Genomic DNA, 20,389 nt, shown 5'->3' on the forward strand with positions numbered 1-20,389 from the left:
ATCTTTCGATGCCCCTGCTCAGCCCACCATTGAGATGTAGCAAAGCATGCTGCACAAAATGTGCCGCCGATAAGATAAGCCAGGATGCTAAACCCGGCACCTGATTTTGCAGGTGCAAAGAGAACTTACTGCTCATCAAAACAGGCGGCAACAGATTTGAGCTATGCCACTGAGGATATTACCATTTCTGGAAAGAGGCTCGCAAAATTACCGCAATGAGAAGCATACTGCGGGCAGAGGTCTTACAGCGACGCCATGGTTCGGCTGTAAATCGCTGAGGCGTTTCCTGTAGGCCGGGGCGAGGCGCATGGATGCGCCGAGAGGGCGGGCTTTACAGGGATGTTACCTCCGCCCGTCCCCGATAAGCCGGAAGGAATAAGCCGAAGGTACCGCGTAGCGGCGATTTACCGCCGGGAGCCCGGGTCGCCAGGGTGGTGGCGACTGAGCCACCCTGGCACGTTCACAGGTATTGTCGTTACAGAGTAGCAAGGAACATAAAGTGAACGGAATAACCTCCACAGCCGTATGTTCCCCCTCACCCCAACCCTCTCCCTCCAGGGAGAGGGGGTCGCTGGTGCAGGCATTATTTTGTGGGGATCCCTCAGACCAAAGGGAGAGGGAGTATTAATAGTCCAAAATTTAACCTTGAAATGTTCAACGCATTCCCGCTATCCTTGTCCCCGTTAAATTTCTCCCTCAGGAGCGCCCCCCAAAAATGAACAAACACGACTGATGAATTTCGATCCTTGCTAAACGCCACCGCGTCGGCAGGGGATGTTTTGATTTCATTCAGGAGTGCTTATGGCTCATTTTGCGCAGTCCCCTTCTTTTATTTTGCATCAGGTCACCTGTCAGTTTGCGACGGGCGATACCCTTTTTGGTCCGCTGAATTTTTCTCTGGAACCGTCTTTGTGCGCACTGGTTGGCCGCAACGGCAGCGGGAAAACGCGTCTGCTGCGCTTGCTTGCAGGGCTTGATGAGCCCGCAAGCGGGCATATCGAACGTACAGGAACACGCGTCTATGTGGCTCAACAGCAGGATATTTTGCCGCACACTACGCTGGCTGAGCTGCTCGGATACGAGGCAATCTTCGCGGCGCGATCGCGTATCGACAGCGGGGACTATCAGCCTGAAGATCTGGAAATGCTCGACGGGAACTGGGATTTAGCAGAACGCCTGAGCGAGGCGTTTATCCATGCGAAATTGCCACCGTTTGACCCCGATAAAATAGCCAGCGAATTCAGCGGCGGTGAGCGCATTCGAGCCCTGCTGTGCGGCGCATTCACTGCACAAGCAGATTATCTGTTGCTGGACGAACCCACCAACCATCTTGATCGACAAGGCCGGACGTGGCTTTACGACCGGCTCAGTTGTTTTCAGGGTGGCGTGCTGGTGGCCTCCCATGACCGCGAACTTCTGGAGCAGGTGCCGCGTATCCTTGAACTGAGCGCCTCGGGTCTGCGCAGCTACGGCGGGAATTACGCGGACTATATCCATCAGCGCGATTCCGAACAGCAGGCGGCCCGTGCGGCGCTGGAACATGCGGCGACGGAGCGAAAACGCACCCGAGCGCGAATGCAAAAAGAGCATGACGACAGCCAGCGGCGTTCGGCAAAGACATTGCGCACCGTCGATACCCTGAATATCGCGTCGTTCGAGCGGGTCAAATATAAAGGCGCGGCAAAGGAGCGGATCGGCTCCTGGAAAAAACAGCACAGCGATCAAAATGAAGCCCTGAACGCCGCGGTGAACAAGGCTCGCGAGCGGGTTGAAGCGGATAATCCGGTGATGTTTACCTTGCCTGGAAGTCAGATTCCCGAAGGGAAACAGGTGCTGGTTCTGGAGGATCTTGTGTTGCCGCATGTGAATATCTCACCGCTCAACTGGCGAATGGCCGGACCGATGCGCGTGGCGTTGAAGGGACCGAACGGCTGCGGAAAGTCGACATTGTTAAAAGCGATCCTCGGTGAAAATACCCCTCGTTCCGGTGCCTGTAAGGTATCTGTAAGCTGTGCTTATCTCGACCAGCATCTGTCTCAGCTCGATCTTTCGCAGTCGGTCATGACGCATCTCAATCTGGGGAATACACCGCTGGATGAGGGCGTGATACGAACCCGTTTAGCCCAGCTTCAACTGGGTGCCGACAAGGTCACGCTCCCGCTGGCAGAGTTGAGCGGCGGCGAACGTCTTAAGGCTGCCCTGGCCTGCGTACTGTGGCGCGCGGAGGCTACGCAGCTCCTGCTGCTGGATGAACCGACCAACCATCTGGATCTTGCATCAGTCCAGGCGATTGAATCGGCACTGGCTGGCTTCCCCGGTGCGCTGCTGGTGGTGTCACACGATGAGGCATTTTTAAAAGGGTTAATGTTGACGCATGAGCTGGTGTGGGAAGAGGAGGGTTGGCGCTGTGAAAGTCTTTAAACACAAGCCCCCGCAGAGGCGGGGGCATTCGAACGTTATTACGCTATCTGTTTGCTGAATGCAGGGCTGGCCTGAATCAGGCGCATCAGCTTTAACTCGGTTGGCGTGGGTTTTTCACGTTTTGACTCCCACTCCTGTACCATCGCTACGCTGACACCCATTGCTCTGGCGAATTCTTCGGTTTTCAGTCCTGTCCCTTTGCGCAATTGCTCATATTCTGTAAAGGGATTGGACTTTTGTTGCAGGGTAATCGTCTGCGGTACATCTTTAAAAATAATCTGTTCCAGACTGCTCAGCAGCTCAAACTCAGGATCTTTATATTCCATTGAGAACTCCTCTTAAATCACACATCGGGATCAAGAACATCAGAGAGCCAATTAAGGATAGTCTCTAATACAAACGAGGGATCGTCATGGTTGTGATTAATCGTGCGGAAAAGATCGCTTTACCAGTATCAACGATATGGATAGTTATGCTAATTACCTGATTACTCATATGTCGGCGTCGTCAGGCATTTTTTGTAAAGGCTAAGAAATAAAACGGCAATAGCCGTTTTGATTGAAAAGAGTATCTTGCAAGGCTGACCTGGACTATCCTTGTCAGCGTCGGGCACGCGTGTGCCGGTGTGCGCTTTTTTGGGTGAAAGGAGTAATAAAATGGCGACAGGAAAGTCCTGCTCTCGCTGGTTTGCGCCTATTGCGGCGTTGTTGATGGTTGTTAGCCTGAGTGGGTGTTTTGATAAAGAAGGCGATCAGCGCAAAGCGTTTATCGATTTTCTGCAGAATACAGTGATGCGCAGCGGCGAGCGGTTGCCGACGCTGACTGCGGATCAGAAAAAACAGTTTGGCCCCTTCGTGTCCGATTACGCCATTCTTTATGGTTATTCACAGCAGGTGAGCCAGGCGATGGATTCCGGTATTCGTCCGGTGGTGGATAGCGTGAACGCCATCCGCGTGCCACAGGATTATATGACCCAGCGTGAACCGCTGCGCCAGTCCAACGGTGCACTCGGCGTGCTGAGCCAGCAGCTGCAGAATGCGAAAATGCAGGCTGATGCGTCACGTTCAGCGCTGAAGCAGGGCGACGATCTCAAACCGGTCTTCGACAAAGTGTATGAGAAAGTGGTGACGAAACCTTCTGAAGCGCTGCAGCCGTTGATTCCGGCCGCACAAATTTTCACGCAGCAGTTGGTCCAGGTGGGTGACTTCATCTCCCAGCAGAATACGCAGGTGAGCTTTGTCGCTAACGGTATTCAGTTCCCAACCTCGCAGCAGGCAAGTCAGTACAATACGCTGATTGGGCCGCTGGCCTCCCAGCATCAGGCCTTTAGTCAGGCGTGGACTGCAGCGGTCACCGCCACAGAATAAACTGAAAAACCCCGCCTCAGGCGGGGTTTTTTTATTCCTGCTTAAAATAACGCTTGTCATTCCTCTGGCACATCGGTATAACTGTTCCCGTCGGTTTGTTACACAGACCTAAAGCAGTTTAGTAAAGCAGTCCAGATTGTTATCCATAGATACCCTTCGTAGTGACCCTTCCTTCATCGCTTAAAAATCTGTAACGCAATCCATCAAGCCGGAAGGCACAATATATTTGTTAATAAGGTAATTTCTATGTCTGCTAAAATGACTGGTCTGGTAAAATGGTTCAACGCTGATAAAGGTTTCGGCTTCATCACTCCTGACGATGGCTCTAAAGACGTGTTCGTACACTTCTCAGCTATCCAGAACGATGGCTACAAATCTCTGGACGAAGGTCAGAAAGTTTCCTTCACCATCGAAAGCGGCGCTAAAGGCCCAGCAGCTGGTAACGTTGTAAGCCTGTAAGCTTCCAACCCAGTAGCAAAGAATTTAAAAACCCGCCTTCTGGCGGGTTTTTTCGTTTCTACTGTTGTATCTGCGGATTGACGCAGTTTAGCTCCACTTTTCCTCTGAGTGCTGCGATCAGGTTATCTACCGCCGTGGCCGCCATATTGTAGCGCGTTTCATGGGTGGCTGAGCCGATATGGGGCAGTGCAACCACGTTAGGCAGCGAAAGCAGGGGAGAATCCACCGGCAGCGGCTCCTGTTCAAATACATCCAGACCTGCGGCATGGATCTCACCGTTTTGCAGGGCTTCAATCAGCGCCTTCTCATCCACCACCGGGCCACGACCTGCGTTGATGAAAATGGCTGATTTCTTCATCTTCGCGAATTCCTCTTTGCCAATCAGATGATGCGTTTCTTCCGACAGCGGCAGGATCAGGCAAACATAATCGGCCTCCTGCAGCAACGTATCCAGCTCGCAATAGCGCGCGTTAAAGCGCTCTTCAGCTTCACTGTGATGGCGGCGCGCGTTATACAGAATCGGCATGTTAAAACCAAAATGTGCGCGCTGCGCCAGTGCCAGCCCGATACGTCCCATGCCAACAATGCCCAGCGTTTTACCGTGAACGTCCACGCCGAACCAGTCCGGTCCAATGCTCTTTGTCCATTCGCCCGCTTTGACGCGTTCAGCCACTTCCACCACGCGACGGGCCGTGGTGAGTACCAGCGCCATCAGCGTGTCGGCCACGGTTTCCGTCAGGGCATGTGGCGTGTGCATCAACAGGATCTTGCGGGCGTTAAGAGCATCCACATCGAAGTTGTCGTAACCCACGGAAACGGTAGAGGTAGCACGAAGCTTCGGCATTTTTTCCAGCAGGGCGATATCCACTTTTTCGCTTGAACCCAACAGGCCTTCGGCGCTGGCGAACGCTTCAGCGTGCTGTGCCACGGTCTCCGGGCTCAGGTTCTTCACCTGCGTGACGCTGAAGTGTTCTTCAAGACGTTTCTGCAGATCTTCCGGCAGGGCTTTATACAAAATGACGGACGGCTTCATGCTAATCTCCGTTGATTTCTAAGGATTCAGGCGTGGCGTGCGCCGACGGGGTGTTGTTGATTGTTAGCAGGCTTAACAATCAGAGTAAGCCACACGGAGGCGAAAAGCGCTACCCCCATAAAGATGTATGATGCGGATGGACTGCCCGTAGCACCGTTCAGATAACCGACAAACCAGGAGCCGCAGAACGAACCCAGCGCACCCATACTGTTAATCAGCGCCATCGCGCCACCTGCCACGTTACGCGGCAGCATTTCCGGAATGATGGCAAAGAACGGACCGTACGGGGCGTACATGGCTGCACCGGCAATGACCAGCAGAGCGTAAGAGGCCCAGAAGTGATTCGCACCTACGGCCCAGGAGCCAATGAAAGCAAAGGCAGCGATCAGCAGCAGCGGCCAGACAAACAGCTTACGGTTCTGCAGCTTATCCGATGCCCACGATGCGACGATCATGGCGATGGTTGCCGCCAGATACGGCACGGAAGAGAGCCAGCCTACCTCTACCATGCCGAGGTTTTCGCCACCGCTGCGGATAATCGACGGCAGCCACAGCACAAAGCCGTACACGCCAATACTCCAGGTAAAATATTGCGCACAAAGCAGGATCACGTTACGCGAGCGGAAGGCTTCACCATAGTTACGTACGGCCTTCAGACCTTGTTGTTCTTTATCCAGCTGTGCCTGCAGCGCCGCTTTTTCGTCTTCGGAAAGCCATTTCGCCTGAGCTGGCTTATCTTTCACCAGCACCCACCAGCAGAAGGCCCAGATAACCGCGGGTACCCCTTCGATGATAAACATTTCGCGCCAGCCGAAGGACTGGATCAGGTAGCCGGAAACTACCGACATCCACAGTACCGTGACCGGGTTACCGAGGATCAGGAAGGTATTCGCGCGGGAGCGTTCAGATTTAGTAAACCAGTTGCTGATGTAGATCAGCATCGCCGGCATGACGGCCGCCTCAACGACGCCGAGGATAAAGCGAATGGCGGCCAGGGCAGGAATATTGTTCACCACGCCGGTCAGTGATGCGCAGGCACCCCACAGGATCAGACAGATGAAGATCAGCTTACGCACGCTGCGGCGTTCGGCGTAGATAGCGCCGGGGATCTGGAAGAAGAAATAACCCAGGAAGAAAAGGGCACCCAGCAGTGAGGAGATACCTTTGGTGATCCCGAGGTCTTCGGTGATCCCCGCCGCGGACGCGAAACTGAAGTTGGCACGATCAAGGTACGCCAGGCTGTACGTGATAAACACGATTGGCATGATGTACCACCAGCGTTTCACTGCATTGGTCGAACTGTTCATAGGCTTGCCTCTGTTGTTGAGGTTGTTACCGCCGTTGTCTGTAGGGTACACGGTGGTTTGTTTTGTTGGGTGAGGGGAATGTTTATTCGTTAAGCTCTGCTCGGGTTGGTAATCCTTCGCTATCGCCTTGTACCTGAATAGCCAGCGAGCCTATCCTGTTGCCCCGCGCGACGGCTTGCTGCAGTGGTTTACCTTCCAGCAGAGCGCTAATGACTCCCACGGCAAAGCCATCGCCCGCGCCGACGGTGTCGACCACGTTTTCAACTTTTACCGCAGCGACCGCACCTTGTTCACCTTCGGCGGTTTTAAACCATGCGCCATCGGCACCGGTTTTCAGCACCACGGCTTTTACCCCTTTATTCAGGTAGAAGTCGGCAATGCCTTCTGGCGTGCTTTCACCGGTAAGGATCATCCCTTCTTTCACTCCCGGCAGAACCCAGTCAGCCTGGAATGCCAGATGGTTAAGTTTCTCCACCATTTCCGCTTCGCTTTTCCACAGCACCGGCCGCAGGTTAGGATCGAAAGAGATCGTTTTGCCCTGTGCCTTCATGGTAGATGCAGCATGATCCAGCAATGCGTATGAGCTGGCTGAGAGCGCTGCCGCCACGCCGCTCAGGTGCAAATGGCGTGCAGAGGCAAAATAGTCGGCGTGGTAATCTTCCACTGAGAGATGGCTTGCCGCCGACCCTTTACGGAAATATTCTACAATGGGATCGGTTCCATTTTCGACCTTAGATTTAAGCTGAAAGCCGGTCGCGAAGCGCCCGTCGAGCGTCACGCCTGCCGAATCAATCCCTTCTTTTTTCAACGAGTCGAGAACGAAATGACCAAAGCTATCGTCCCCTACGCGGCTGACCCAGCCCACGTTCAGGCCAAGGCGCGCCAGGCCGGTCGCGACGTTCAGCTCTGCGCCTGCCACGCGCTTGATAAAGTGCTCTACCGCGCTCAGCTCGCCGGTTTCGGTGGCGACAAACATCGCCATGGCCTCGCCGATCGTAATGACATCCAGCGTCTTGTGCATGGTTTACTCCTCGCGCAGCAGGTTGACGTAATGGCGGGTAACGGCGGTTAAATCCGTCCCTTCCAGCGGGAACTCGATACCGCGCGGGGCATCGGCGGGCAGCTGGCCGAGCAGATCCAGCCAGCGCGCATCAGCACGATCCGGTGCCACGGCGCGGAAATTATCCTTATGCGGAACGGCGGCTTTAACGTGGATATAGCTCACAGCAGGGGCCAGATGACGGGCGGCTTCTTCAGGGGAGTCGCCGACCCATAGCCAGTTACCCATATCGAAGGTTAGCGTAACGGGCAGTGCCCTCTCCCGGCAGGCAGCTTTAAAGCGCTGCATTGGCGCAAGCTGGCCGCAGTCGGTCTGGTCGTTTTCCACCACCAGCGCCATGCCGCTTTTATTCAGCAGGTTCCGCAGGGCTTCAAGCGGCTGGGTGTCGCTGAAATACCCGAGTGAAACTTTCAGCCACAGCGCATTCAGGGTGCTGGCCTCGGAGAGATAGCGGGGCAGGTCCGGGTTGAGGGTACCGTCAGGCATAAACAGGGCGGCGGGGGCGGAGTAACACGCCAGCAGGCCCAACAGTTCAATAGATTCACCCAGCGCAGGCAGTGCCAGTAACTCTTCGCTGTTGAACAGCTCGCGGCGGATCTCCACGCCGTCAGCTCCTGCACCCGCAATCACGGGAAGCATTGCCCGTTGACCGCCTGCCTGTCGCACCTGTTCCGCGCCGTACGCGGCGGTGACCACCATGATTTTCCTGCCCATCTTCGGACTCCATCGCAACATATCAATGTTATTACGCTAGATGGAACCGGTTCCAAAGGAAAGTTCAGGATGTCGAAATTATGATCGGTATCACAAGGGAAAATTAACGCGCGGTGGAGCCGCGAACGATCAGCTCGCCGGAGAAGACCTGCTCGCGAACGGCATCACTGGTGCCTTCAATACGACGAACCACTTGTTCTACAGCAGCATAGCCAATCTGCCAGGTGGGCTGTTTGAGGGTGGTGATACCGACGCCCGCCAGTTCTGCCCACTCCAATTCATCGAACCCCAGCAGACCAATATCGCTGCCCCAGTGCAGGCCAATCCGCTTGAGCGAGCGGGCGACTTGCAGCGTCAGTGCCCCGTTGGCGGAGATGACGGCTTTGCGCATACCACGATGCCGGGTGTGGAACTGGCGCAGGGTGTTGTCGAGTTGATCGGCTTCGTGTAATGGGGTTTCGGCATTTTCGGCGATCACGCCGGGATAACGCTCCAGAGTGGCGCGAAATGCGCTCAGACGCTCGCGACGCGTGTTAACCATTCCCAGTGGTTCGCTTAGAAACAGAATGGCTTCAAAACCCTGTTCGATCAGATGCTCGGTGGCGGTAGTGGCGGCCTGGGTGTTATCCAGCCCGACGACATCGCAGGCAAATTCAGGGATTTTACGATCGATAAGGACCATGGGAAGAGACGATTGCTGCAGGCGGTTTAACCCCTCTTCACGCATGCCCACGGCGTTAACCACAATCCCTTCCACCTGGTAGCTACGCAGCAGATCGAGATAATGCAGCTCCTGGTCGACTTCGTTGTTGGTATTACAGACCAGCGGCGTAAAACCTTTCTCGCGACAGGCGGCTTCAATACCGCTCAGCACGTTTACGGAGTAGGGGTTGGTGATATCGGCGATGATAAGCCCGATAAGGCGGGTACGCCCTCGCTTGAGCCCGCGCGCCATGATGCTGGGGCGGTAATCGAGATCGGCAATGGCCTGTTCAATTCGAGCCAGCAGCGCATCGGACAACAGGTGTTTTTCGCCGTTGAGATAGCGCGAAATGCTGGTTTTACCGGTTTTGGCTGCTTTCGCCACGTCGCTGATGGTGGCCCGGGCTGGTTTGCTCATCGCTGATTTCCCTGAATTTAGTGAGAATACCTTAGCGGGAAAATCAACGATGGCAAGTGGTTCATACCCTCTCCTGCGGGGAGAGGGGGAAATGCGATTACTGCACAGGGCTTAACGTAATCTCAACGCGGCGGTTCTGCGCTTTGCCTTCCGCCGTGCTGTTGCTGGCGATCGGGTTGGCAGGACCCATTCCGCTGGTGCGGATGCGGTTCGCTTCAACGCCCTGAGTGATCAGCGAGCTGGCCACGGAATCGGCGCGCTGTTGAGACAGACGCATGTTGAGATCCTGGCTGCCAGTGCTGTCGGTGTAGCCAATCACGTTCACGGCGGTTTTGTTATACTCTTTCAGCACCATTGCCACACCAGTCAGGGTGTTCGCACCCGCAGGTTTCAGCGTTGCGCTGCTGCTGTCGAAGGTAACATTGTTCGGCATGTTCAGAATGATGTTGTCGCCACTACGCGTCACACTCACGCCGGTTCCCTTCATTTTGTCGCGCAGTTTCGCTTCCTGCACGTCCATGTAATAGCCGACGCCACCGCCCAATGCTGCTCCCGCCGCTGCACCAATCAGTGCGCCTTTACCACGGTCTTTCTTGGAGGAGGAGAGAGCGCCAACGCCAGCCCCAACCAGCGAGCCGATCCCCGCGCCGATGCCGGATTTACCCGCCTGGCTTTCACCGGTGTAAGGGTTAGTTGTGCAGCCAGAAACAGCCAGTGCACCGCTCACCAGAGCGGCAATAACGAGTACGCGTTTTTTCATCTTCTTTCCTTAATCCTTTTTATTCTTTGCCACGGCGAGCGTGGCAGTTGATTATGACGTCCAGATACGGAGAAAATTCCGGGTATTACTCTGAAATTTGTGACAAACCATAAACTGCCTCAACAAGAAGGCGGTAAACCTGCACGCAACCAGGAGCGCACGCTTGAGCACCTCAACGAAAACCATTCTGACCGCCGCCCACTGGGGGCCGATGCTGGTCGAAACCGATGGCGAAAATGTTCTGTCGTCCCGCGGGGCATTGCCAACCCAACATCCCAACTCGTTACAGACCGCCGTTCGCGATCAGGTGCATAGCAAAACGCGCGTGCGCTGGCCGATGGTGCGTAAAGGTTTTCTGGCCTCGCCGGACAAACCGCAGGGAATCCGTGGTCAGGATGAGTTTGTTCGCGTGAGCTGGGATGAGGCGCTGGCGTTGATTCACGCCCAGCATAAGCGCATTCGCGATACCTGGGGGCCGTCGTCCATTTTTGCCGGGTCTTACGGCTGGCGTTCTAACGGCGTGCTGCACAAGGCCTCGACGCTGCTGCAGCGCTACATGAGCCTGGCGGGGGGCTACACAGGTCATCTGGGGGATTACTCCACCGGCGCGGCGCAGGCGATCATGCCGTACGTGGTGGGGGGAAACGAAGTTTATCAGCAACAGACCAGCTGGCCGCTGGTGCTGGAGCATACCGACGTGGTGGTGCTGTGGAGCGCTAACCCCCTAAATACGCTGAAAATTGCCTGGAATGCCAGCGACGAACAGGGTATTGGGTATTTCGACGCGCTGCGCAAAAGCGGCAAGCGCATCATCTGCATTGACCCGATGCGCTCTGAAACCATGGATTTCTTCGGCGACAGTGCCGAGTGGATTGCCCCGCATATGGGCACCGACGTGGCAATGATGCTGGGTATCGCCCATACGCTGGTCGAAAACGGCTGGCACGATGGCGAATTCCTGAGGCGTTGTACCACTGGCTTCGATAAATTCGCTGAATATCTGACGGGCCAATCCGATGGGGTAGCGAAAACGGCAGAGTGGGCGGCAAATATTTGCGGCGTTACTGCGGATACAATCCGCGAACTGGCGGCGTTATTCCATAAAAACACCACGATGTTAATGTCCGGCTGGGGAATGCAGCGCCAGCAGTTTGGCGAGCAGAAGCACTGGATGCTGGTGACGCTTGCCGCAATGCTTGGGCAGATCGGCACGCCGGGCGGGGGTTTTGGTCTCTCTTATCACTTCGCCAATGGTGGTAACCCTACTCGCAAAGCTGCCGTGCTGGCGTCTCTGCAAGGCTCAGTGCAGGGCGGTGTGGATGCCGTGGATAAAATCCCGGTGGCGCGTATTGTTGAAGCCCTGGAAAACCCGGAGGGGTTTTATCAGCACAATGGGCTGGACCGTCACTTCCCGGATATTAAATTTGTCTGGTGGGCGGGCGGATCGAACTTCACGCACCATCAGGATACCAATCGCCTGATCCGTGCCTGGCAGAAACCAGAGCTGGTGGTGATCTCAGAGTGCTTCTGGACAGGTTCGGCTAAGCATGCCGACATCGTGCTGCCAGCGACAACCTCGTTTGAGCGTAACGATCTCACCATGACCGGTGACTACAGCAACCAGCATATGGTGCCAATGAAGCGCGTTGTGTCCCCGCGTGATGAAGCGCGGGATGATTTCGAGGTGTTTGCTGAACTGAGCGAGCTGTGGGAAGCAGGTGGCCGCGAGCGTTTTACCGAAGGTAAAACCGATCTGCAGTGGCTTGAGACGTTCTACCAGATAGCCAGCCAGCGCGGTGCCGCCCAGGGTGTGACACTCCCACCGTTTACTGAATTCTGGGAAGCAAACCAGATATTCGAGATGCCCGAGAGTGAACAGAACGTGCAGTTTGTTCGTTTTGCCGATTTCCGCCGTGACCCGGAGAGCCACCCGCTGAAAACCGAGAGCGGGAAGATCGTGATCTACAGCGAGCGCATAGCCAGCTTTGGGTATGCCGACTGCCCGCCGCACCCTATGTGGCTCGAGCCGGACGAATGGCACGGCAATGCCAAGCCGGAGCAGCTCCAGGTGTTGTCTGCCCACCCTGCGCACCGCCTGCACAGCCAGCTTAACTATACCTCGCTGCGCGAACAGTATGCGGTTGCCGGGCGAGAACCGATCACGTTGAATACCTTCGATGCCAAAGCCCGTGGGATTGTAGACGGTGACGTGGTGCGCGTCTGGAACCAGCGGGGACAGGTCCTGGCCGGTGCGGTGGTCAGTGACGGGATTAAACCGGGTGTTCTGTGCATTCACCAGGGGGCATGGCCAGATCTTGAGCCGGCCGAAGGCGGTATCTGTAAAAACGGGGCGGTTAACGTGCTGACCAAAGATCTCCCCAGCTCGAAGCTGGGGAATGGTTGTGCAGGGAATACGGCACTGGCATGGGTCGAAAAGTATGAGGGACCCGAGCTTACCTTAACGGCGTTTGATCCGCCTGCCAGCTCATGATCCAGGTCGGATGTTGGGTGTCATCCTGCCAGGCGCTGTCTTCGATGCGAAAGCCCTGAGCATGGTAGAAATTCACCGCCCGGACATTTTTCTGGTACACCTCCAGGCTTAAATACGGGAAGTGCTGTTGAACATGGTTCAGCAGCGCTTGCCCGATGCCTTTCCCGATGTATGCCGGTGCGACAAACAGTGCCCCAACAAACTTAGACTGCATCACGCTGATAAATCCGCAGGGTTCGCCATCCTGTTCCCAGACCCAGGTTTCAGCCGAAGGCAGGTAAACGTCCCGTACCATCGCCTCGTTCTCTTTCCAGTAACTCGCCTCGATAAACGGATGCGCTTCTGTGGTGCTTTCAAGCCATAGGCTCAGAAGTGGCGCGGTATTCTCATTTTGCCATTTGCGGATCATGATGGCCTCCCGGATGACAGAAGCAGCCGGTAACGTGGTCGTTGACCAGGCCACAGGCCTGCATAAAGGCGTAGCAGATGGTGGAGCCGACAAATTTAAAACCGCGTTTTTTCAGGGCCTTAGAGAGTGCATCTGATTCAGGCGTCGATGCCGGGATCTCTGCCAGCGTGGCGGCGTGGGTGATTTGCGGAGCGTTATTCACAAACGACCAGACAAAGTCTGAGAATGATTCGCCGTTTTGTTCCATCGCCAGCCAGGCGCGTGCATTGCCGATGATGGCCTGAATTTTACCGCGATGGCGGATGATACCGGCATCCTGCACCAGTCGTTCCACGTCCTCGTCGGTCATGGCGGCGACGGCGACAGGATCAAACTGGTGGAAGGCATTGCGGTAGTTTTCGCGTTTCTTGAGCACCGTAATCCACGATAACCCCGCCTGCTGGCCCTCAAGGCAGATCATCTCAAAGAGTTTTTTACCATCCTTCTCCGGCACGCCCCATTCCTGGTCGTGATAGTCGATATAAAGCTGATCCTGGCTTACCCAACCGCAACGTTCCATCCGTCATCTCCCTTAATGATACTGATTTCGCAAAATTTTCATCCAGACTGGCTTGACGTGTTTACTATAAAGACAATAGTTAATACAGGGCCATATGCTCTATAAGCTCTTCCTGAATAACGACAAATATCGCCGAATTCGGCTCTCTCTGGGGTCGCGTTGATGATGATAAAAAAAATCAGTGGTCGCCATGCTGCTTCTGGCCTGGTGGGAATTTCAGCCTGCCTGTTTTTTTGTAATACAGCGTCTGCCTGGCAACAGGAATATATCGTTTCAGACGCCCAAAATAATACGGCGGAACGCTATACATGGGACGCGGATCACCAACCGCGTTATGAGGATATTCTTGCTGAGCGTATTCAGACTTCACAAAATGCGCCAGGTCTTGCCCTGAATGTACCGTCTGGCAGTACGACAGAGGGGGCAATGAGCGTGGGCTGGAATTTTCCCGTTTCAGCGCATATCACTACCGGCCCTGTCGTGGCGTGGCGGTACGACGGCACGGCTCCCATGATGATCAACGAATTTGGTGATAGCGCGTCGACACAGTCAGGCACTGACCCGCTCTGGCATGCCAGTGTTAGCACGCTGGGCTGGCGCGTGAATACCCAGTACGGCGATCTTCGTCCGTGGGCACAGATCAGCTATAACCAGCAGTTTGGTGAAAACCAGTGGAAATCTCAGTTTGGCATGCCGCAAACCCCAGCCCCGGTACAAAACGGGAGCTGGATGGATGTGACGGTCGGTACGGATATTCCGTTTAACACGCATGTAGCGGCCTATGCGTCGCTCGCTCAAGGGGAACGCGCCACTACAGGTGAGGAATTTATGTATACCCTGGGCGTGAGTGCGAATTTCTAGAGTTGTTACTTTTTTAAACGTTACGGTAACATCTCAAATACAATAGCCATAGGGGTTGTAGCGATAGCAGGTACTAACACGCTATCGCTTCATTCCCCCACAAGGTCATTCATTCCTGATTCCAGGCATTTCATTCCATTCTTCCTGCATTTCATGCCGTTTTACCCCTGGTCTTTTAAGGTTTTGTTTATCGTTGTCCTCAGCGAACTTCCTTAATTTCTCTTGCAGGACAACTGCCATGAACACATCAACTTATAACCGTACGCGCTGGCTAACGCTCTTTGGTACCATCGTCACCCAGTTTGCGTTGGGTTCGGTCTATACCTGGAGCCTGTTTAACAGCGCACTTTCCGATAAGCTCGGCGCACCGGTCAGCCAGGTTGCATTCTCCTTTGGGCTACTGAGTCTCGGGTTGGCGCTCTCATCTTCAGTTGCGGGCAAGCTGCAGGAGCGTTTTGGTGTGAAGCGTGTGACCATGGCGTCCGGCATTCTGCTGGGCGTGGGTTTTTTCCTGACGGCACACTCCAGCAACCTGATGATGCTGTGGTTGAGCGCCGGGGTACTGGTGGGGCTGGCAGATGGTGCAGGTTACCTGTTGACACTCTCGAACTGCGTGAAGTGGTTCCCGGAACGTAAAGGCCTTATCTCTGCGTTTGCCATCGGTTCTTATGGCCTGGGCAGCCTCGGTTTTAAATTTATCGATTCTCATCTGCTGGCTTCCGTTGGTCTCGAAAAAACCTTCATGATCTGGGGGGTTATCGTTCTGGTCATGATCCTCTTTGGTGCTACGCTGATGAAAGATGCGCCTCAGCAGGAGGTTAAATCCGTGAACGGTGTGGTGGAGAACGATTTCACCCTGGCGCAATCTATGCGTAAACCGCAGTACTGGATGCTGGCGGTGATGTTCCTGACGGCCTGCATGAGTGGTTTGTACGTCATCGGTGTGGCGAAAGATATCGCTCAGGGAATGGTGAAACTGGATGCGGCAACGGCTGCGAATGCGGTGACCGTGATCTCCATTGCCAACCTTTCCGGGCGTCTGGTGCTGGGTATTCTGTCTGACAAAATCGCCCGTATCCGCGTGATCACCATTGGTCAGGTGGTATCGCTGGTGGGCATGGCGGCGCTGCTTTTCGCACCTCTGAATGAAGCGACCTTCTTCGCGGCGATTGCCTGCGTTGCGTTCAACTTCGGTGGCACCATTACGGTCTTCCCGTCACTGGTGAGCGAATTCTTTGGTCTTAACAATCTCGCGAAAAACTACGGTGTTATTTATCTTGGCTTCGGGATCGGCAGTATCTGCGGTTCGCTGATTGCCTCACTGTTCGGTGGGTTCTATGTGACCTTCTGCGTGATCTTCGCCTTGCTGATCATTTCGCTGGCGCTGTCTACGACGATTCGTCAGCCGCAGCGGGAAGTCTTTAAAGAAGCGCATGCCTGACAGCGAAGAAAAAGGCCGGTCATCCGGCCTTTTTCTTATCGAACAATACTGCCTTTAGACGCATTTGTCGGATTCTGGGTCTGCTTTTTTGTAAATAACTGTACCGATCACACTCTCTGCTGCCACTTTTTCCCTTCCCTGTGGTCTACTTACCACGCTTGTAGTCGTTTCATTGAACGATCCCCTGAGCGTATGTCTAATCTGTCCACTTTTTATATTGAGGTGGGCGGCTGTACTGTCCCTTTTTCCGGGTAGATTGCATGAAATACATTAAATCGATGGCGCAACAAAAGCTGTGCTTTTTGCTGGCGTTGTACATCGGCCTGTTTATGAATGGCGCAGTGTTTTTCCGTCGGTTCGACGGTTACGCGCAAGATTTTACCGTCTGGAAAGGAATTGCAGCGGTTGTCGAATTGGTCGCTGCTGTACTGGTCACCTTCTTTTTATTCCGTATTCTTACGCTGTTTGGCCGTCGCGTCTGGCGAGTGCTGGCGACGTTTATCGTGCTGTGCTCGGCAGGGGCCAGCTATTACATGACCTTTATGAACGTTGTCATTGGCTACGGCATTATCGCCTCGGTGATGACCACGGACATCGATCTCTCTAAAGAAGTGGTTGGGCTGCATTTTGTACTCTGGCTGGTGGCCGTGAGTGCCCTGCCGCTGCTCCTTATCTGGAGCAACCGTTGCCGGTATACGCTGGTTCACCAGATCCGCACGCCGGGAAAACGTTTCAGAAGCGTGGCGATAGTTCTGCTGGCCGGTCTGATGGTCTGGGGGCCTATTCGTCTGCTGGAAGTGAAACAGAAATATGATGAGCGTACCTCTGGCGTGGATCTGCCAAGCTACGGTGGTGTGGTCGCCAACTCTTATTTACCGTCTAACTGGATCTCCGCGCTGGGGTTATACGCGTGGGCGCAGGTGGATGAGTCTTCTGATAATAAATCGTTGATTAACCCGGCGAAAAAATTCACTTATGTCGCGCCAAAAGATATCGATGATACCTATGTCGTCTTTATTATCGGGGAAACTTCGCGCTGGGATCATATGGGTATTCTCGGCTATGACCGCGATACCACACCAAAAATGGCACAGGAGAAAAACCTGATTGCCTATCGCGGTTATTCCTGCGACACCGCCACCAAGCTCTCCTTACGCTGCATGTTCGTACGCGAGGGTGGGGCGAGCGATAACCCGCAACGTACCCTGAAAGAGCAAAACGTCTTCTCGGTGCTGCATCAGCTTGGGTTTACGTCTGACCTCTATGCGATGCAGAGCGAGATGTGGTTCTACAGCAACACCATGGCCCAGAACATTTCTTATCGCGAGCAGATTGGTGCGGAGGCGCGTAACCGTGGCAAGCCTGTCGATGACATGCTGCTGATTGACGAGATGAAACTGTCTCTGAACGGAAATCCTGATGGTAAGCATATGATCATTCTGCATACTAAAGGGTCGCACTTTAACTACACCCAGCGTTACCCGCGTAGCTTTGCCAAATGGACGCCGGAGTGCGTTGGTGTGGATAAAGACTGTTCTAAAGCGCAGCTGATTAACTCCTACGACAACTCAGTGATGTATGTGGATCACTTTATTGATACTGTGATTGACCAGGTCCGCGATAAGAAAGCGATTGTGTTCTATGCGGCGGACCACGGTGAATCCATCAATGAGTTCGAGCACCTGCACGGTACGCCACGTAAGATGGCTCCGCCGGAGCAGTTCCGCGTACCAATGATTGTGTGGATGTCTGACAAGTATCTGGAAGATCCGGAGAAAGCGAAGATGTTTGCTCAACTGAAGAAAGAAGCTGATATGAAGGTACCGCGTCGTCATGTTGAGCTGTACGACACCATTTTAGGTTGCCTGGGTTACACCTCACCAGATGGCGGTATTAACGAAAATAACAACTGGTGCAAACTCCCTGACCGCACCTCCAAAGCCGCGCAGTAGCTCGTCTGGCGAGAATATCGCCAGTTGAATGGCTTTTTGAAAATAAGGGATTGACGGGGGCGCACCTCAGCAGTAAGATGCGCTCCGCATTCGGCGAGTAGCGCAGCTTGGTAGCGCAACTGGTTTGGGACCAGTGGGTCGGAGGTTCGAATCCTCTCTCGCCGACCACATTCTAAAAAAGGGCTAACCGTAAGGTTAGCCCTTTTTGCATTAGAGCCTTAACCCGTCAGATTACCCAAAACGCCTCTTATCCCTGCTTCTCCCTGCCTGTTAACGATTTTGTGACATAATCCATTGTATTTTTTTATATATAGATTGATCTTTTTTCGCGTTGCTTATGGATAACCTCAGCATTTTTCGCTGTGCGTTTTAACGTTCGTGGAATTTAGTGCTCAGATAATCACCATTCTGTAAGAAAATTTACCCATTCTGAATAAAAGTTAATCACTGATTGTTGCGAAATATGAAGATATTTGTGCTGCAAGATAGCGAGTAGCATAAATTTCCCTGCTGAAAACTGGCATGCATAGTTTTTTTAATCTTTGTTTGCGGTTTCTCACACTCAGCGTAAATCCCCGCCACCTGTATTGACGTTTTCACATTCTGTTGACAGATTGTAGGGCATGAGGGGCATTTCAGGGACGATCTGCGCTGCAACTCAAACGCTCTTCTGAAAGGATTCTCCATCCCTTTAACGCCTTAGGGTATCACCGACCGGACCGGGTAAAAAATAAATAAAGGTCAGGCGGCGTAACACAACAAAGCAAAACATCACATTGGAGCAGAATAATGAGTATTTCCTTGAAGAAGTCAGGGATGCTGAAGCTTGGTTTGAGCCTGGTGGCGATGACCGTGGCAGCAAGCGTACAAGCAAAAACCCTGGTTTACTGTTCTGAAGGCTCGCCGGAAGGCTTTAACCCACAGCTCTTTACCTCTGGTACGACGTACGACGCAAGCTCTGTACCGATCTATAACCGTCTGGTTGAATTCAAAACCGGTACCACGGAAGTTATTCCTGGTCTGGCTGAGAAGTGGGACGTCAGCGAAGACGGTAAAACCTATACCTTCCACCTGCGCCAGGGCGTGAAGTGGCAGGACAGCAAAGAATTCAAACCCACGCGCGACTTCAACGCCGATGACGTGGTGTTCTCCTTCGACCGTCAGAAAAACGCTCAGAACCCGTACCACAAAGTGTCTGGCGGCAGCTATGAATACTTCGAAGGGATGGGGCTGCCAGATCTGATCTCTGAAGTGAAAAAAGTTGACGATAAAACCGTGCAGTTCGTGCTGACTCGCCCGGAAGCGCCATTCCTGGCTGACCTGGCGATGGACTTCGCGTCTATTCTGTCTAAAGAATATGCAGATAACATGCTGAAAGCCGGTACGCCGGAAAAAGTGGACCTGGATCCAATCGGTACCGGCCCATTCCAGCTGCTGCAGTACCAGAAAGATTCTCGCATCCTGTATAAAGCGTTCCCGGGCTACTGGGGTACGAAACCTCAGATCGACCGTCTGGTGTTCTCCATCACGCCTGATGCGTCTGTGCGTTATGCAAAACTGCAGAAAAACGAATGCCAGGTTATGCCATACCCGAACCCGGCTGATATCGCTCGCATGAAGCAGGATAAGAATATCAACCTGCTGGAGCAGGCTGGTCTGAACGTGGGCTATCTCTCCTTTAACACCGAGAAGAAACCGTTTGATGATGTGAAAGTGCGTCAGGCGCTGACTTACGCGGTGAACAAAGAAGCGATCATCAAAGCCGTTTACCAGGGCGCTGGCGTAGCCGCTAAGAACCTGATCCCACCAACAATGTGGGGCTACAACGACGACGTTAAAGACTACAGCTACGATCCTGAGAAAGCGAAAGCACTGCTGAAAGAAGCAGGCCAGGATAAAGGCTTTACCGTTGAACTGTGGGCGATGCCGGTACAGCGTCCGTATAACCCGAACGCACGCCGTATGGCGGAAATGGTTCAGGCTGACTGGGCGAAGATTGGCGTACAGGCCAAGATTGTGACCTACGAGTGGGGCGAGTACCTGAAGCGCGCCAAAGCGGGTGAGCACCAGGCGGTAATGATGGGCTGGACCGGTGATAATGGGGATCCGGACAACTTCTTCGCCACCCTGTTCAGCTGTGCTGCTGCGAAAGACGGTTCCAACTACTCTCGCTGGTGCTACAAGCCGTTTGAAGACCTGATCCAGCCGGCGCGTGCGACCGACGATCACAACAAACGTATTGAACTGTACAAGCAGGCTCAGGTTGTTATGCACGATCAGGCTCCGGCGCTGATTGTTGCTCACTCCACCGTGTACGAGCCAGTGCGTAAAGAAGTGAAGGGCTACGTGGTTGATCCACTGGGCAAACACCACTTCGAAAACGTATCTGTTGAATAATAAGTAGGGTGTTCTCCCTCTCCCTCCGGGAGAGGGCA

General features: G+C 54.0%; 17 protein-coding genes and 1 tRNA gene. 9 read left to right on the forward strand and 9 right to left on the reverse strand.

Annotation, left to right across the window (positions count from 1 at the left end):
* The first annotated feature begins 801 nt into the window (after positions 1-801).
* Complete coding sequence (locus AAHF05_RS00925; protein WP_129325185.1) at positions 802-2,421, forward strand: ABC-F family ATP-binding cassette domain-containing protein; 1,620 nt, start codon at positions 802-804, stop codon at positions 2,419-2,421.
* Positions 2,422-2,459: 38 nt separating this feature from the next.
* Here AAHF05_RS00925 and AAHF05_RS00930 read toward each other — a convergent pair whose 3' ends face one another.
* Complete coding sequence (locus AAHF05_RS00930) at positions 2,460-2,747, reverse strand: HTH-type transcriptional regulator (protein ID WP_028018260.1); 288 nt, start codon at positions 2,745-2,747, stop codon at positions 2,460-2,462.
* Positions 2,748-3,077: 330 nt separating this feature from the next.
* On the opposite strand from AAHF05_RS00930, the gene AAHF05_RS00935 reads away from it, so the two are divergent.
* Complete coding sequence (locus tag AAHF05_RS00935; protein WP_028018261.1) at positions 3,078-3,788, forward strand: DUF3053 domain-containing protein; 711 nt, start codon at positions 3,078-3,080, stop codon at positions 3,786-3,788.
* Between the two features lie 246 nt (positions 3,789-4,034).
* Entirely contained in the window at positions 4,035-4,247 is a 213-nt protein-coding gene (cspA, locus tag AAHF05_RS00940; protein WP_003860775.1) for an RNA chaperone/antiterminator CspA, read from the forward strand.
* A gap of 58 nt (positions 4,248-4,305) precedes the next feature.
* Here cspA and ghrB read toward each other — a convergent pair whose 3' ends face one another.
* From ghrB to AAHF05_RS00970, 6 genes are all read right to left on the reverse strand, one after another.
* Positions 4,306-5,280 (reverse strand): glyoxylate/hydroxypyruvate reductase GhrB, encoded by a 975-nt coding sequence (gene ghrB / locus AAHF05_RS00945; protein ID WP_129325186.1) that lies wholly within the window; start codon positions 5,278-5,280, stop codon positions 4,306-4,308.
* Between the two features lie 26 nt (positions 5,281-5,306).
* Positions 5,307-6,587 carry an MFS transporter gene (locus tag AAHF05_RS00950; protein WP_028018263.1) on the reverse strand — a complete coding sequence of 427 codons (1,281 nt, stop codon included), beginning with the start codon at positions 6,585-6,587 and terminating at the stop codon, positions 5,307-5,309.
* A gap of 82 nt (positions 6,588-6,669) precedes the next feature.
* Positions 6,670-7,608: a sugar kinase gene (locus tag AAHF05_RS00955; RefSeq protein WP_128348611.1), complete on the reverse strand. Its 939-nt coding sequence runs from the start codon at positions 7,606-7,608 to the stop codon at positions 6,670-6,672.
* 3 nt (positions 7,609-7,611) lie between these two features.
* Positions 7,612-8,361, reverse strand: coding sequence for a sugar phosphate isomerase/epimerase (locus AAHF05_RS00960; RefSeq protein ID WP_129325187.1), 750 nt, complete (start codon positions 8,359-8,361; stop codon positions 7,612-7,614).
* A gap of 103 nt (positions 8,362-8,464) precedes the next feature.
* Positions 8,465-9,481, reverse strand: a complete 1,017-nt coding sequence (locus AAHF05_RS00965) for a LacI family DNA-binding transcriptional regulator (protein WP_049006066.1) — start codon at positions 9,479-9,481, stop codon at positions 8,465-8,467.
* Positions 9,482-9,578: 97 nt separating this feature from the next.
* Positions 9,579-10,241, reverse strand: coding sequence for an OmpA family lipoprotein (locus AAHF05_RS00970; protein WP_028018267.1), 663 nt, complete (start codon positions 10,239-10,241; stop codon positions 9,579-9,581).
* A 211-nt stretch (positions 10,242-10,452) separates the two neighbouring features.
* Here AAHF05_RS00970 and AAHF05_RS00975 point away from each other — a divergent pair, with 211 nt between their 5' ends.
* On the forward strand, positions 10,453-12,732 hold the full coding sequence (locus tag AAHF05_RS00975) for a molybdopterin guanine dinucleotide-containing S/N-oxide reductase (RefSeq protein ID WP_241697902.1): 2,280 nt from the start codon (positions 10,453-10,455) through the stop codon (positions 12,730-12,732).
* Here the strand turns inward: AAHF05_RS00975 and AAHF05_RS00980 are convergent.
* Together AAHF05_RS00980 and tag are read right to left on the reverse strand one after the other, a co-directional pair.
* Positions 12,695-13,141 (reverse strand): N-acetyltransferase, encoded by a 447-nt coding sequence (locus AAHF05_RS00980; RefSeq protein WP_108089366.1) that lies wholly within the window; start codon positions 13,139-13,141, stop codon positions 12,695-12,697. The two genes, AAHF05_RS00975 and AAHF05_RS00980, sit on opposite strands and share 38 nt — an antisense overlap.
* Entirely contained in the window at positions 13,119-13,700 is a 582-nt protein-coding gene (tag, locus tag AAHF05_RS00985; RefSeq protein WP_028018270.1) for a DNA-3-methyladenine glycosylase I, read from the reverse strand. Before tag ends, AAHF05_RS00980 begins: the two co-directional genes overlap by 23 nt.
* Before the next feature lie 162 nt (positions 13,701-13,862).
* Between tag and AAHF05_RS00990 the strand changes: the two genes are divergently transcribed.
* The 5 genes from AAHF05_RS00990 to dppA all read left to right on the forward strand — a co-directional run bounded on the left by AAHF05_RS00990 (position 13,863) and on the right by dppA (position 20,351).
* Positions 13,863-14,561 (forward strand): autotransporter domain-containing protein, encoded by a 699-nt coding sequence (locus AAHF05_RS00990; RefSeq protein ID WP_049006071.1) that lies wholly within the window; start codon positions 13,863-13,865, stop codon positions 14,559-14,561.
* A gap of 238 nt (positions 14,562-14,799) precedes the next feature.
* Positions 14,800-16,002, forward strand: a complete 1,203-nt coding sequence (locus AAHF05_RS00995) for an MFS transporter (protein ID WP_028018272.1) — start codon at positions 14,800-14,802, stop codon at positions 16,000-16,002.
* A 260-nt stretch (positions 16,003-16,262) separates the two neighbouring features.
* On the forward strand, positions 16,263-17,954 hold the full coding sequence (gene eptB, locus AAHF05_RS01000; RefSeq protein ID WP_129325189.1) for a kdo(2)-lipid A phosphoethanolamine 7''-transferase: 1,692 nt from the start codon (positions 16,263-16,265) through the stop codon (positions 17,952-17,954).
* Positions 17,955-18,045: 91 nt separating this feature from the next.
* Positions 18,046-18,122, forward strand: a tRNA-Pro gene (locus AAHF05_RS01005).
* A gap of 621 nt (positions 18,123-18,743) precedes the next feature.
* Positions 18,744-20,351, forward strand: coding sequence for a dipeptide ABC transporter periplasmic-binding protein DppA (gene dppA, locus AAHF05_RS01010; protein ID WP_028018274.1), 1,608 nt, complete (start codon positions 18,744-18,746; stop codon positions 20,349-20,351).
* The last annotated feature ends 38 nt before the right edge of the window (positions 20,352-20,389 follow it).

The organism is Enterobacter adelaidei (assembly GCF_041937165.1).
GTDB lineage: Bacteria > Pseudomonadota > Gammaproteobacteria > Enterobacterales > Enterobacteriaceae > Enterobacter > Enterobacter adelaidei.